At 58.1% G+C, this 14,806-nt stretch carries 12 protein-coding genes and 1 tRNA gene; 4 read left to right on the top strand and 9 right to left on the bottom strand.

Annotated features, from left to right (window positions below; genetic code table 11):
* The first annotated feature begins 18 nt into the window (after positions 1-18).
* Complete coding sequence (gss, locus tag BHE81_RS15225) at positions 19-1,884, top strand: bifunctional glutathionylspermidine amidase/synthase (RefSeq protein WP_023301496.1); 1,866 nt, start codon at positions 19-21, stop codon at positions 1,882-1,884.
* Between the two features lie 145 nt (positions 1,885-2,029).
* Complete coding sequence (locus BHE81_RS15220; protein ID WP_110246683.1) at positions 2,030-3,211, top strand: PLP-dependent aminotransferase family protein; 1,182 nt, start codon at positions 2,030-2,032, stop codon at positions 3,209-3,211.
* A 176-nt stretch (positions 3,212-3,387) separates the two neighbouring features.
* Here the strand turns inward: BHE81_RS15220 and BHE81_RS15215 are convergent, their stop codons facing one another.
* The 3 genes from BHE81_RS15215 to BHE81_RS15205 all read right to left on the bottom strand — a co-directional run bounded on the left by BHE81_RS15215 (position 3,388) and on the right by BHE81_RS15205 (position 4,809).
* Positions 3,388-3,576, bottom strand: coding sequence for a hypothetical protein (locus BHE81_RS15215; RefSeq protein WP_002916738.1), 189 nt, complete (start codon positions 3,574-3,576; stop codon positions 3,388-3,390).
* Positions 3,577-3,775: 199 nt separating this feature from the next.
* Positions 3,776-4,120 carry a hypothetical protein gene (locus BHE81_RS15210; protein ID WP_004185642.1) on the bottom strand — a complete coding sequence of 115 codons (345 nt, stop codon included), beginning with the start codon at positions 4,118-4,120 and terminating at the stop codon, positions 3,776-3,778.
* Positions 4,121-4,206: 86 nt separating this feature from the next.
* Positions 4,207-4,809 (bottom strand): short chain dehydrogenase, encoded by a 603-nt coding sequence (locus tag BHE81_RS15205; protein ID WP_004174410.1) that lies wholly within the window; start codon positions 4,807-4,809, stop codon positions 4,207-4,209.
* Positions 4,810-4,906: 97 nt separating this feature from the next.
* Between BHE81_RS15205 and BHE81_RS15200 the strand changes: the two genes are divergently transcribed.
* Positions 4,907-5,818, top strand: coding sequence for a LysR family transcriptional regulator (locus BHE81_RS15200; RefSeq protein ID WP_004181308.1), 912 nt, complete (start codon positions 4,907-4,909; stop codon positions 5,816-5,818).
* On the opposite strand, the gene BHE81_RS15195 is transcribed toward BHE81_RS15200, so the two are convergent.
* The 4 genes from BHE81_RS15195 to BHE81_RS15180 all read right to left on the bottom strand — a co-directional run bounded on the left by BHE81_RS15195 (position 5,819) and on the right by BHE81_RS15180 (position 9,644).
* Positions 5,819-6,967, bottom strand: coding sequence for a trans-sulfuration enzyme family protein (locus BHE81_RS15195; RefSeq protein ID WP_023301497.1), 1,149 nt, complete (start codon positions 6,965-6,967; stop codon positions 5,819-5,821).
* Positions 6,968-6,977: 10 nt separating this feature from the next.
* Positions 6,978-8,354, bottom strand: coding sequence for a pyridoxal-phosphate dependent enzyme (locus tag BHE81_RS15190; RefSeq protein WP_004181304.1), 1,377 nt, complete (start codon positions 8,352-8,354; stop codon positions 6,978-6,980).
* Between the two features lie 395 nt (positions 8,355-8,749).
* Positions 8,750-8,825: transfer RNA gene (locus tag BHE81_RS15185), tRNA-Phe, on the bottom strand.
* 105 nt (positions 8,826-8,930) lie between these two features.
* A complete protein-coding gene (locus BHE81_RS15180; RefSeq protein ID WP_004174418.1) occupies positions 8,931-9,644 on the bottom strand; it encodes a DUF554 domain-containing protein in 714 nt (237 codons plus the stop codon).
* Between the two features lie 419 nt (positions 9,645-10,063).
* Between BHE81_RS15180 and BHE81_RS15170 the strand changes: the two genes are divergently transcribed.
* Positions 10,064-12,202, top strand: a complete 2,139-nt coding sequence (locus tag BHE81_RS15170) for an ornithine decarboxylase (protein ID WP_009484134.1) — start codon at positions 10,064-10,066, stop codon at positions 12,200-12,202.
* A gap of 43 nt (positions 12,203-12,245) precedes the next feature.
* On the opposite strand, the gene BHE81_RS15165 is transcribed toward BHE81_RS15170, so the two are convergent.
* Positions 12,246-13,499 (bottom strand): nucleoside permease, encoded by a 1,254-nt coding sequence (locus tag BHE81_RS15165; RefSeq protein ID WP_004144787.1) that lies wholly within the window; start codon positions 13,497-13,499, stop codon positions 12,246-12,248.
* A gap of 191 nt (positions 13,500-13,690) precedes the next feature.
* Positions 13,691-14,773 (bottom strand): membrane-bound lytic murein transglycosylase MltC, encoded by a 1,083-nt coding sequence (gene mltC / locus BHE81_RS15160; RefSeq protein WP_002916629.1) that lies wholly within the window; start codon positions 14,771-14,773, stop codon positions 13,691-13,693.
* Positions 14,774-14,806 lie beyond the last annotated feature (33 nt).

Raw genomic sequence — 14,806 nt, 5'->3', positions numbered from 1 at the left:
AATTTGAGGTCAGGCTAAATGAGCAAAGGATCGACAAGCAGTGACGCCCCGTTTGGGACATTGTTAGGCTATGCACCCGGTGGCGTAGCGATTTATTCATCGAATTACAGTAGCTTAAATCCGCAGGACTACCCGGATGACGCGACGTTTCGCAGCTACATCGGTAATGAGTATATGGGGCATAAATGGCAGTGCGTGGAGTTTGCGCGCCGCTTTCTGTTCCTGACCTATGGCTTTGTCTTCACCGATGTGGGGATGGCTTATGAAATCTTCTCCCTGCGTTTCCTGCGCGAAGTGGTCAATGACAATATTCTGCCGCTGCAGGCCTTCGCCAACAGCTCCCGCCGTCCGCCTATCGCTGGTTCGCTGCTGATCTGGCAGAAGGGGGGCGAGTTTAAGCACACCGGCCATGTGGCGGTGATCACCCAGCTTGTCGGCAATAAGGTGCGTATCGCCGAGCAGAACGTGATTCACTCGCCGCTGCCGCAGGGCCAGCAGTGGACCCGCGAGCTGACCCTCGAGGTCAACGACGGCCGGTACACCATCAAAGATACCTTTGCCGATACCGAAATTTTAGGCTGGATGATCCAGACCGCCGATACCGAACACAGCCTGCCGCAGCCGGTGCTGCCGGGCGAGGCGATGGCCATCAAAGGCGCGCGGCTGCCAAACAACGGCCAGTTTCGCGGTAAATGGCTGAACGAGAAAGACCCGCTGCAGAAAGCCTACGTGGCAGCCAACGGTCATTTCATCAATCAGGATCCCTATCAGTATTTCACCATCAGCGAAAGTGCCGAACAGGAGCTGATCAAAGCCACCAACGAGCTGCACCTGATGTATCTGCACGCCACCGATAAGGTGATGAAGGATGACAACCTGCTGGCGCTGTTCGATATTCCGAAAATTCTCTGGCCTCGTCTGCGCCTCTCGTGGCAGCGCCGCCGTCATCATATGATCACCGGGCGCATGGATTTTTGCATGGACGAGCGCGGGCTGAAGGTGTACGAGTACAATGCCGATTCCGCTTCCTGCCATACCGAAGGCGGGCTGATCCTCGAACAGTGGCTGAAGCAGGGCTACTACGGCACCGGCCACAATCCGGCGGAAGGTCTGCTCGATGAGCTGGCGGGGGCGTGGAAACACAGCCGGGCGCGGCCCTTCGTCCACATCATGCAGGACAAGGATCTGGAAGAGAACTACCACGCGCAGTTTATTCAGCGTTCGCTGACCCAGGCCGGTTTTGAGAGCAAAATTCTCTTTGGCCTTGATGAGCTGCGCTGGGACGCTGCCGGTCAGCTGATCGACGCCGACGGGCGGCTGGTCAACTGCGTCTGGAAAACCTGGGCATGGGAAACCGCCATTGAGCAGGTGCGCGAAGTCAGCGCCGAGGAGTACGCGGCGGTACCGATTCGTACCGGACATCCGCAGAATGAGGTGCGGCTGATTGACGTCCTGCTGCGTCCTGAAGTATTGGTATTCGAACCCCTGTGGACGGTGATCCCCGGCAACAAAGCCATTCTGCCGGTGCTGTGGTCGCTGTTCCCGCATCATCGCTATCTGCTGGATACCGATTTTGAGGTTAACGACGAGCTGGCGAAAACCGGCTATGCGGTGAAGCCTATTTCCGGGCGCTGCGGTAACAATATCGACCTGATCGGCCCTCAGGATGAACTTCTGGATAAGACCAGCGGCCAGTTTGTCGATCGCAAGAATATCTACCAGCAGCTGTGGTGCCTGCCGAAAGTGGACGGTAAGTACATTCAGGTGTGCACATTTACCGTCGGCGGTAACTACGGCGGTACCTGCCTGCGCGGCGATTCGTCGCTGGTGGTAAAAAAAGAGAGCGATATCGAGCCGTTAATCGTTTTGAAAGACAAAGCATGACGTACGAAACCCGGGTAGCGGCATACCCCTGTCCGGGTGACAACGTACTGAAAAGGATAGCCCCGGCATGGTAAGCGCCGCCGGGGAGCACCTGCAACAAAGCCAAGATAATTAACACAACAACAAGACAGAAAAGGAAAATAGTATGCACGATCGGCGTCTCGCCGCCCGCGCGGGTGAACTCAAGCCCTCCGCCGTCCGCGAACTTCTCAAGCACAGTAAACTGCCCGGCGTGATTTCGCTTGGCGGCGGCATTCCGGCCCCGGAACTGTTTGATACCGAAGGCCTGGAGCTGGCGGTGCAGAAGGTGATGAGCGAGCGTTTTAATGACGCATTCCAGTACGGTCTGACGGAAGGCTACCCGCCGCTGCGCCAGGCGGTGAGTGAAATTTGCCACTCCCGTGGCGTCGCCTGTTCAGCCGCCCAGGTCTATATCACCTCCGGCTCCCAGCAATCGCTGGATATCGTTGCCCGTACGCTGCTCGATCCGGGCGATACTATCGTCGTTGAGCGTCCCACCTATCTGGCGGCGCTGCAGGTATTTCAGCTGGCGCAGGCCAATATTCTCAGCGTTGACACCGACGATGACGGGATGCTGGTGGAGCAGCTGGCCGACCTGCTGGAGACCACCCGCGTCAAAGCTGTTTACCTGGTGCCGACGTTCGGCAATCCCGGCGGCAAAACGCTGAGCGAGGCGCGTCGTCGCCGGTTGGTTGGGCTGGCGAAAAAATATGATTTCGTCATTCTGGAAGACGATCCCTACGGCGAAATTAGCTTTACAGACGCCGTTAGACGCCCGCTCTATCAGCATGCTGTCGAGCTGGGCTGTGAAGATCAGGTGGTTTACACCTCGACTTTTTCGAAAATCCTCGCGCCAGGGATGCGTATCGGCTGGATCGTCATGCCGGACTGGCTGGCGCAGCAGACGGTGATTGTGAAGCAGGCGGCGGATCTCCATACCAATATGCTGTCGCAGGTGATCACTGCGGAATACCTCAGTCTGAACCGGCTGGATAACCAGATTGCGTTGATTCGCGAAGACTACCGCAAGAAGTGCGTGGCGCTGGCCGATGCGCTGGAAAGCCGCCTTGGCGAGCACCTGGAATTCAGCCGCCCGCAGGGGGGGATGTTCCTGTGGGCGCGTTTCCGCTATCCGTTCGATACCATGGAATGGATGAAGAAAACGCTGGAAAACGGCGTGGTGTACGTCCCGGGTGAAGCGTTTTATCACGATAAGCCGGATACCCGTACCCTGCGTCTTTCTTACTCCACGGTGTCAGAAGCCGGATTGCTGACGGCCGTTGAGCGGCTGGCGGCCTCCCTGTAACGTCTCTGCTGTGCGCCGCTTTTCGGCGGCGCGCAGCCCTGCGTGACGTTAACGTCCAGCGCAGGGTCAATCCGTTTCGGCGATCCGGTCATCGAGCCAGACCAGCATCAGCGCTGCGAGAAAAGCCAGCGCAAAGGTTCCAATAAACAACCACATAGACGTCCCTCGCGGGTTAATTATTTTGCTGATTCTACCGGAGAGCGATCGTTGCGGTCGGCGATGGAGATTTTAGTTCCGGCGGAATGGCTGGCGAGAGAGAAAAAGTCATCGGCATCAATATCGAAGTTAAGAATAATTTCCCTGTATTTTCCACCGTTAATTAACGCTTTGGCTTCTTTAACACTACTGGCAATAATGACAGGCATCAGTTTTATCTCATTTTGAAAACTGTGAAGCAAAATAAGAGTTAGTTCGTACCAGATCAACTACTTTTTATCGTATTCCGCCGCAGAAAAAACGTCGTACTGTGACGCGACGACGACCGGATATTTTGTGACAGCGATCCGGTCATCAACAGCACAATCTTATTCGACGCTGGCGATATGCTGCAATTTTGCCAACTCGTCAGGATGATTTCCCCTGTTGTTTTTCGCGCAATATCTCGCCGCAGCGCTGCTTGTCCTGACGCAGCGCCTGCTGTTCCTGCGGGCTGAGCTGGCGCCAGGTATCCAGCATCCGCTGCCCCAGCGCCGGAAGGTAATGGGTTTTATGCAGCGCGTAGTCAGAATTTCCCCCCTCGACGATATTCTGCATATCGTGGAGGAACTGGCGGCTGTCGTCATGATCGATTATGCAAAATACCGCCCGGTAGTAAGCTTCATCTTCCTCGGTGTAATGCGGGGTGAACCACCAGACCAGCAGCGCGATAAGCGCCAGCAGCGGGATAATTAAGGATAATTTTTTCAACATCAGTTTTTCGGCCGGAGACAATCAGCCGTCAGTGTACCTGCAACGACGGCCTGATGTAAGCGCCGGCCCCGGCGGGCCGGCACAGGCTAGTAGCCGACCGGGTAGATGCGGCCGGTCTGAACGCCTTCAATGCTGCGGCGATAGGCCTGCGCCACGGCGGCGGCGGGAACGCTGGGGAAGCCCGGGAAAAAGTCGCCGTAGGCCGCCAGCGACTCGCTGAGCACGGTGGGGCTGATGAGATTGATGCGGATCCCGCGCGGTAGTTCGCAGGCGGCGGCGCGGACAAAGCCTTCCAGACCGGCGTTGACCGTCGTGGCATTGACCCCCTGAGCAATGGGTTCCTGCGCGACAATACCGCTGACCAGGGTAATCGACCCGCCGTCGCGCAGAAAATGCTGGCCGACCAGCGCCAGGCGAATTTGCCCCAGCAGCTTGTCCTGCAGACCGAGGTTGAACTGGCTGTCGGTCATGGTGCTTAACGGCCCAAAGTGCAGATTGCCGGTGGTGGAGACGATGGCATCTACTTCACCCGTTTGGGCAAATAGCGCCTCGACGCTCTCCTGGGAGGTGATATCCACCTGATAATCTCCCCGGGTGCGGCCGACGCGGATAACCTCATGTCTCTGACTCAGTTCTTCGCTGACCGCGCGACCGATGGTGCCGCTGGCACCGATAACGATAATTTTCATGGCAGACTCCTGATGAGGTGAGAGGCTATTTTTTAATAAAAGTAATCTCGGATAAACTGGCTAAAAGTTAGAACATTACTAACCAGAGGTTAGCAATATGGACAAATTACGAGGGATGGAGACGTTTATTGCCGTGGTGGAGTGCGGCAGCTTTACCGGGGCGGCGTCGCGCCTGGGGCTGTCGGCGGTGATGGTTGGGAAATATATCGCCCAGTTGGAAAGCCAGCTGGCGACGCGTCTGCTGGAGCGTAACACCCGACGCCAGAGCCTCACCGACGCCGGGCGAGTCTATTTTGACGAAGCGAAACGGGTGATGGAGCAGGTCTCCATCGCCGAAAGCGCGGTCGAGCGGCTGCGGCTGGCGCCGGCCGGCACCCTGCGGGTGAGCGCTCCCACCTCGTTCGGCGCCAGCGTGATCGCGCCCCTGACCGCCACCTTCCTGCAGGCCTGGCCTGCGGTCCGGGTGGAACTGGATCTGACTAACCGGATGGTCGATCTGGTGGATGAGGGGTTCGATCTGGCGATCCGTATCGGCGAGATCCATCAGGAGGATCTGGTGGCTCGCTACCTGGCGCCGTATCGGATGGTGATCTGCGCCGCGCCGGCTTATCTGGCGCGTTACGGGACCCCCGGGACGCCAGAGGATCTCGCCGATCATCTCTGCCTGTCCCATACGGTCTGGACCGCCCGCAACGAGTGGCGGCTGCCGGGCGTAGAGGGAGAAGTGCGCTGGAAACGCGATGCGGTTTTGCGCTGCAACGATGGCTACGCGCTGCGCCAGGCGGCGATCGCCGGGGCCGGGCTGCTGATGCAGCCGGAGGTGCTGCTGGCCGATGCGCTGGCCAGCGGCAGCCTGGTTCGGGTGCTGGAGGCGTGGACTCCGCAGCCGCGGCCTGTGCATCTGCTCTGGCGCCAGGATCGTCGGCCCCTGCCGAAGCTGACGCAGTTTATCGCCCACCTTCAGCAGGGAATGGCCGACGCGCTGACAACGACCCGCGCGTCGGAATAATCACTCCGCCCGCAGCGCCTGCTGCCAGTCGGCAATCAGATCGTTGGGATCTTCGATCCCCACCGACAGGCGGATCAGCTGCGGTGTGATACCGTTCGCCAGGCGTTTCTCCAGCGGGATCGAGGCATGGGTCATGCTGAAGGGCTGGCTCACCAGACTCTCCACGCCGCCCAGGCTCTCCGCAAGCGTAAACCAGCGCAGCTTGCTGATGATGCGCTCGGCGTAACCTTCATCGCCCTTCACCACCACCGAAATCATGCCGCCGGGCAGGGCCATTTGCTGGCGCGCCAGCTGATAATGCGGGTGCGAAGCCAGCCAGGGAAACCAGACTCGCTCCACTTCCGGCTGCTGTTCCAGCCATTCGGCGAGCTGCAGCGCGTTCGCGCTGTGGCGCTCCATCCGCAGCGCCAGGGTACGGATGCCGCGCAGCGTCAGGAAGCTGCTGAACGGGTCAAGCACGCCGCCTACCGCATTCTGCAGATAGCCAAGCTTTTCCGCGAGCCCGGAGTTATCGCCAACCACCGCCAGGCCGGCGACGACATCGGAATGGCCGTTGAGGTACTTGGTCGCGGAGTGCACCACAATATCAAACCCATGCTCCAGCGGGCGATGGATCGCCGGCGAAGCAAAGGTGTTATCGGCGACGCTGATCAGGTTATGGCGGCGCGCGATGGCGGCGATGGCGCTGAGATCCGCGAGCTTCAGCAGCGGGTTGGTGGGCGTTTCCACCCAGATCATGCGGGTGTCGGGGCGGATCGCCGCTTCAATTCCCGCCAGGTCGTCGGGTTTCACCCAGCTCACCTGCAGACCCGCGCTACGGCGGCGAACGTTTTCCAGCAGGCGGTAAGTGCCGCCATACACATCATCGACCGCCACCAGGTGACTGTCCTTATCCAGCAGCTCCAGCACGGTGGAGATGGCGGCCAGCCCGGAGGCGAACGCGTAGCCGCGCGTGCCGTTTTCCAGGTCGGCGATCGCCGTCTCCAGCGCGTGGCGGGTGGGATTCCCGCTGCGGGAATATTCATAACCGGTATGCTGCCCCGGCGCTGGCTGAGCAAAAGTGGAGGTGGCATAAATCGGCGGCATCACTGCGCCGTGGCTGTCGGTGAAGGTTCCGCTATGTACACTCAGGGTGTGGATAGATGACATAAAAAATTCCTTATTGTGCGACTCGGTTACGCCAGGCGGTCAATACATCGCTGCGGGTGACCAGGCCAAGAAAACGCGCGTTGTCAGCGATCACCGCCACCAGACCGCGATCGAGAATGGCCTGCAGTTCGCTCTCGGGCGCATGCTTATCGAGGGTTTCAACATGGCGACTCATCGCTTCGCTAACCGGTAGGGAGAAGCGTTGGCGATCGCCCTGTACGTGGCGGATCAAATCCCACTCATCGACGATGCCGACCACGCGGCCATCCTCCAGAACCGGCAGCTGGGAGATGTCATACAGCCGCATGCGGGTAAAGACCGCGGCCAGGGTGTCGTCCGGCGCGGCCGTGACGGTAGCGCCTTCGTCATGGCGCAGGGCGATAAAATCACTGAGATCGCCCTGTTCGGGGCGGGCGATCAGTCCTTGCTGGCGCATCCAGTCGTCGTTGAACATTTTGGACAGGTATTTATTGCCGCTGTCGCAGGCGAAGGTTACTACCCGTTTCGGACGGCTTTGTGCCCGGCAGTAGCGCAGCGCGGCGCTGAGCAGGGTGCCGGTGGAAGAGCCGGCCAGCACGCCCTCAACCTGCAGCAGCTGGCGCGCGGTGTGGAACGCTTCGCGGTCGCTGACGCGATACGCGGTATGTACCCCCTCCAGCCTGGCCAGCGGCGGGATAAAATCTTCGCCGATCCCTTCGACCAGCCAGGATCCCGTTTCGCCGTAGCGTCCGGTATCGACCTGATCGGCAAGGATGGAACCCGCCGGATCGGCGAGAATAAATTCCGTTTTCGGCGAGTGCTCAGCAAACCAGGCCTGAAGCCCACCCAGCGTGCCGCCGGAGCCGACGCCGACGACGATGGCGTCGATGTCGCCCTCCAGCTGCTGATAAAGCTCCGGCGCAGTGGAGGTGGCATGGGCCAGCGGATTGGCGTCGTTATTAAACTGGTCGATATAAAAGGCGCCCGGCGTTTCATCGGCAAGGCGGCGGGCATAATCCTGGTAGTAGGCCGGGTGGCCTTTATTGACGTCGGAGCGGGTGAGCAGCACCGTCGCGCCCAGCGCCCGCAGGTGAAAGATTTTCTCGCGGCTCATTTTGTCCGGCACCACCAGGATCAGGCGGTAATTTTTCTGCGCCGCAATCAGCGCCAGACCGAGGCCGGTATTGCCGGCGGTGGCTTCGATAATCGTTCCCCCGGGCGCCAGTTTTCCCTGGCGCTCGGCTTCATTAATCATCGACAGCGCAACCCGATCTTTAATTGACCCGCCGGGGTTCTGATTTTCCAGTTTTAAAAACAGACTGCAGGGCCCGGTATCCAGTTTGTGCAACTGGAGCAGGGGAGTATGACCGATCAGGTCGCTCACGGAATGAAACAGTGACATAACCATTTACCCACTCGTTTAAGATATTTTTGCATGCTAGAACTGTGAAAACGGTTATTTAAAGAATATTTCTCTGTCATTTAGCGCAAAATGGAATATAAGATGCTATTTGGCCATCTGGAGGGAAAGCAGGGCAGCCACCTGGGCGGATCGATTTCCAGAAAAGGGCGTTTCTAGCCGCTTTTAGCGGGAAAATGGCGATTTTAATCAGTGCGTTATCTGATGTCTGAAAATGTATTTGCGAAAAGATTCTATGGAGAATAGGCCTGCGCTTGTCGTTAACTAGCAGCGGGCTGGCCAGGAGAAAAACGCAGCATGGAAATCACGGGTTAGCGTTGTTCGATGGAGAGTCCGGATGCAGAAAAGCAAAAACCCGCCTTTTGGGCGGGTTCTTTAAATAGTGGTGCCCGGACTCGGAATCGAACCAAGGACACGGGGATTTTCAATCCCCTGCTCTACCGACTGAGCTATCCGGGCAACGGGGCGCATTAAACCGTAATCGCCGCGCCTCGTCAACGAAATTTATCTGTTTTGCAGCAGACTGAACAATCTATCACCACATTGCGCTAAAAGCACGCGTTTTCAGGCAAAAAACAGTGTCCAGGCCGCGGAAATTGGCATCGCCAGCACCAGCGCAGGCAGCATATTCACTACGGCAAACATTTTTATCCCGCAGATGCGCAGCCCGGTGGCCACCAGCAGCATGCCGCCGACGGCGCTGAAATCCGCCAGCATCATCGGCGTGGTAAGCGGCATAATGAGCGCCGCGCAGGCTGCAAGAGTCAGCTGGATAAGCAGCATCGGTACGCTGATGGCGGCGACGGCAATGCCCAGGGTGCAGGCGAAGATGGTGGCGGTGAAAAAGTCGAGAAACGCTTTGGCAATCAGAATGCTGGCGTCGCCGGTCATCCCTTCGCGCATGGCGCCGAAGACGCCGGTGCCGCTGGCGCAGAACAGGACGATAATCGCCACATAGCTCTGAATATAAGACTCATGAGCCGAAGCCTTTTTCTTGCCTTTCGCTGACATCAACTGCTGGAGTTTACTGACCAGCGTATTGATGCCTTTTTCCATATTGCATATTTCGCCGAGCAGCGTCCCCACCAGGGTCGACAGCACCATCACCGGCAGATTGGCGCACTTAATGACCAGTAAAATGCCGATGCCCAATGACGCCAGGCCAAAAATAGAGGTCATTGCGGTGCGGATCCGTTCCGGCAACCGTTGGCTGAGTAAGGCGCCCAGCACACCGCCGACCAGCACCGCGCTGGCGTTAATAAAAGGTCCTGTAACCACGCTGACTCCTGTTAAAAATCCCTGATAACCGCATTATTATGGCGTTAACTTACCGGGAAAGCTTGTGTATCCGTGATATAAGTGCATACGGTTTTCATCTTGCGCCTGTTCGGGAAAGGTGCCATGATTGCGCGAATTTTCTCCTCCCTGATATGAGGCCGCCGATGACGACACAGCCATTATCTCGCCAGCGACGCCGCGCCCAGATGCGCGGGCTGCCTCATCTTGCTACGCTTACCCCTCTGTTCACCATGCGGTGAAGGACACGTATGCTCACTGTAGGGCAACAGTAAGATCGGACGCGTCTGCTTTTACTGATGTCCGGCGGTCGGAGCTGAATCCGTCAGACCCGGACACATCGTTGGGCAAGGTCTCCCTTGTCTGAGGTTTTTACACTCCCGATACGGGCATTTGCGCTTATGAAATCCATGCACATTGCCGCCAGCTGCGAGCTGGTCACCCGCTTGTCCACCCACCGTCGCGTTGTGGCGCTGGACAGTACCGATTTTACCGATGTGGCGGCAGTCGTCATCTCCGTGGCCGACAGTCGCAGCGGCATCCTTACTCTCCTCAGGCGTAGCGGATTTAACCTGCCGGTCTACCTGCTGAGTGAGACGGCGGTCGACAAGCCGGAGGGGGTGCAGGCGGTGATCGCCGGTAAAGATCAGGAGTGGCTGGAGCTGGAGGCGGCGGCCTGTGATTATGAAGCGCGTCTGCTGCCGCCGTTTTTCAATACCCTGACCCAGTACGTCGAGATGGATAACAGCACCTTTGCCTGTCCGGGGCATCAGCACGGGGCGTTTTTCAAAAAGCACCCTGCAGGCCGTCAGTTCTATGACTTTTTTGGCGAAAATGTCTTTCGCGCCGACATGTGCAACGCCGATGTGAAATTAGGCGATCTGCTGATCCACGAAGGATCGGCCAAGCACGCGCAGAAGTTCGCTGCGAAGGTGTTCAACGCGGATAAAACCTACTTCGTCCTCAACGGCACCTCGGCGGCCAACAAAGTCGTGACCAACGCGCTGTTGACCCGCGGCGATCTGGTGCTGTTCGATCGCAACAACCACAAGTCAAACCATCACGGGGCGCTGATCCAGGCGGGGGCGACGCCTGTTTACCTGGAAGCCGCGCGCAATCCGTTCGGCTTTATCGGCGGCATTGACGAGCGCTGCTTTGATGAGCATTACCTGCGGGATCTCATCCGCGAAGCGGCGCCTGAGAAAGCCAATGCCTCCCGCCCGTTTCGTCTGGCGGTGATCCAACTCGGAACCTACGACGGCACGGTCTATAACGCCCGCCAGGTGGTGGATAAAATAGGCCACCTCTGCGATTACATCCTGTTCGACTCGGCGTGGGTGGGCTATGAGCAGTTTATCCCGATGATGGCCGACTGCTCGCCACTGCTGCTGGAGCTGACCCCCGACGATCCGGGTATTTTTGTCACCCAGTCCGTGCACAAGCAGCAGGCCGGCTTCTCACAGACGTCGCAGATCCATAAAAAGGATAACCATCTGCGCGGCCAGGCGCGCTTCTGTCCGCACAAGCGGCTGAATAACGCCTTTATGCTGCATGCCTCCACCAGCCCGTTCTATCCGCTGTTCGCCGCGCTGGACGTCAACGCTAAAATCCATGAAGGTGAGAGCGGCCGTCGCCTGTGGGCCGAGTGCGTGGCGCTGGGCATTGAGGCGCGCAAAGCGATCATCGCCAACTGCAAGATGATCCAGCCCTTTATTCCGCCAGTGGTGGCGGGGCGCCCATGGCAGGATCACCCGACCGAGGCGATCGCCCGGGAGCGCCGCTTCTTCAGCTTCGAACCCGACGCGCGCTGGCATGGTTTTGAAGGCTACGCGGACGACCAGTATTTTGTCGACCCGTGCAAACTGTTGCTGACCACCCCGGGCATTGACGCTGAAAGTGGGGAGTACAGTGAGTTTGGCATCCCGGCAACCATTCTGGCGCATTATCTGCGTGAAAACGGCATCGTGCCGGAGAAGTGCGATCTCAACTCGATTCTGTTCCTGCTGACGCCGGCGGAGAGCGCCGAAAAAATGGCGCAGCTGGTGGCGATGCTGGGGCAGTTTGAACAGCATATTGAAGCGGATACGCCGCTGGCCGATGTGTTGCCGACCATCTATAACAAATATCCGGTGCGTTATCGCGACTATACCCTGCGCGAGCTGTGCCAGGAGATGCACGATCTGTACGTTAGCTTTGACGTGAAGAGCCTGCAAAAAGAGATGTTCCGTAAACGGAGCTTCCCAAGGGTGGTGATGAATCCCCAGGATGCCAACCACGAGTTTATTCGCGGCAACGTTGAGCTGGTGCGTCTGAGCGAGGCGGAAGGCCGCGTCGCGGCGGAGGGGGCGCTGCCGTATCCGCCGGGCGTGCTGTGCGTGGTGCCCGGCGAGGTCTGGGGCGGCGCCGTGCTGCGCTATTTCCTCGCGCTGGAGGAGGGGGTCAATATGCTGCCTGGCTTCTCGCCGGAGCTGCAGGGGGTTTACAGCGAGACGGATCCGGACGGCATTAAGCGGCTGTATGGCTACGTGCTGAAGGGATAAAAAAACGCCCCGCCGAACAGGCGGGGCGTTTTACTTTTGCCGATCACACGCTCTGCTGGGCGGCGGTCGGTTGTCTGACGTGTTTGTATTTGAACAGCGCCACGAAGGCAAAGGCCAGCACCAGCGAATAGCCGGCGAAAATCAGCCACACGCTCTGCCAGTCAGTGATCCCCTCGACGGTAAAGTGTTCGACGACTTTGCCGCTCACCATCCCGCCGAGAATACAGCCGAAGCCGTTGGTCATCATCAGGAACATCCCCTGAGCGCTGGCGCGGATTTCCGGGCGCACCTCTTTCTCAACGAACACCGAACCGGAGATGTTAAAGAAGTCGAAGGCGCAGCCGTAGACGATCATCGACAGCACCAGCAGTACAGTGCCGAACGGCGTCGGGTCGCCAAAGGCGAACAGGCCGAAGCGCAGCATCCACGCCACAATACTGATAAGCATCACGTTCTTAATGCCGTAGCGGCTAAGGAAGAATGGGATGGTCAGGATAAACAGCGTTTCGGAAATCTGCGAAATCGACATCAGCACTGACGCGTGCTCGACGATAAAGCTGCCGGCAAACAGCGGATCTTTATCGAAGCTGTGCAGGAAGGTGTTACCGAACATGTTAGTGATTTGCAGCTCGGCGCCGAGCATCATCGAGAAGATAAAGAAGATAGCCATACGCTTGTTTTTAAACAGCGCAAAAGCGTTCAGGCCGAGCATCTCCGTCCAGCTTTGATTGCGCTGGGCGTTGGCGACCGGAATATGCGGCAGCGTCAGGGTGAACAGAGTCAGCAGGACCGACAGCGTCGCGCCAATGTACAGCTGCATATGGCTCAGTTCAAAGCCGGAGAAGCTCACGCCCCACATGGCGAGGATAAAGCCGATGGTGCCCCAGATACGAATTGGCGGGAAATCGGTGACAATATCCAGCCCCGCCGACTGCAGGCGGTAGTAGGAGATGGTATTGATCAAGCCAAGCGTCGGCATATAGGCCAGCGAGTTAAGCAGGATCACGAGGAACATCTCGCCCGGCGTGGTGACCTGCGCCGCGAGGTACAGCGTTAACGCGCCGACCAGGTGGCAGATGGCGTATACCCATTTGGCGCTGATCCACTTATCGGCGACGATGCCGAGCAGCGTCGGCATCAACACCGCGGCGATACCGAGCGAGCTATACACTGCGCCGATTGCCGCGCCGTCAAACTTCAGCGTGACAAACATGTACGAGCCAAGCGTGGTGAGCCAGCTCCCCCAAAGGCAGAACTGCAGGAACGACAGTATTTTGAGCTGCAGCTTAAGATTCATGTAGTTATCCTCACGAATGTGGGCTTGTTATGTTTTTAAAATAACATTAATCCCGTTATTTTGATGCGATTCTATCATTCACCAGCTTAATGCTTCTGTTAACTGCCGCAGAAAACCGAAAGATATTACAGAGTATGGCGGAGAATAAGCGCGGCCTCAGCGCGGGGCTGAGGCCGGAGTCGGGAGGAGGGCTATTTACGGCGGTAGCTTTTCTGCGCCGTATTAACTTTGTACAGATAGCGGCGCGATTCCGCCGACGGATGGCGGGTGGTCAGCGTCTGGTAGACGTCCCCTGGCGCCATGCTGTTGATAATATTGGCCGCCTGCACTTTATCGCTGGAGAAGACCCGCAGTACGCTGCCGGCGCCGCCGTTATAGGCAGTGATCACCGCGTAGCGACGCGAGGTGGGGTTATCGATGCCGGCGAGGTAAACATTGTTCAGCATCGCCAGGTAGGCGGTACCGGTGTCGATGTTATTCGCCGGGTCAAACAGATAGCTGCGGCTTGGCAGGCCGGATTTACCCTGGGAGCGGAAGACGTCTCTGCCGGCGCTGTGCTGGACCACCTGCATCAGCCCCATGGCGTCGGCATGGCTGACCGCATAGGGGTTAAAGGAGGATTCGGTCTGCATAATCGCGAGGATCAGCGACTCATCAACCCCATACTTACGCGAGGCCTGACGCACCATGCCGAGGTATTTATGCGCACGTTTGTCGAGGTGGTTCGGCACTAGGTTAATGGTGATGCTATAGACCACGCGCAGGCCGTTGTTGCGGCTCTTCAGACGGGTTTGCAGCAGATAGTCGGCAAAGCGCGCGGCGCGCCACTCCCAGCGAATCGACGCCCCGGTGTTATCCACCACCTGGCCATAGAGGAACGGCTCTTTGGAGATCTGGATGTCATCGACATCGGAATAGAGGTCAATGGAGTTGGGGTCATCGCCCATCAACAGGGTTTTGACGATAGCCTGGCGCAGTCGTCCGCGAGGGTCGGTGCCGGCAATGGTCTCGACGGTGATCGTCCCTTCATCGAAGTTGATGTGGCTGCGGGTTTGATACTGGTCGGTGTACTTGACGTAGTCCTTTGGCCCGGCGAGCAGGACTTCGTTGTACCCCCAAATGTTCTCGATGTTGTGGGCGAACTGGCCCATCAAAATATCGAATCCGTTCGTGTCCTTGACCCAGGCCTCGTTGTATTCGGCGCCTTTTTTATTGGAGCTGGAACACGAAACGAGCAACGGCGCAATCAGCGCGAGCGCTAAGTATTTTTTCATCATTCCGGGCGTGCGTGTTGTGTTTGTTTTTTT

The organism is Klebsiella sp. AqSCr (assembly GCF_008452795.1).
GTDB lineage: Bacteria > Pseudomonadota > Gammaproteobacteria > Enterobacterales > Enterobacteriaceae > Klebsiella > Klebsiella pneumoniae.
This window is presented reverse-complemented; position numbering and strand designations above follow the sequence as displayed.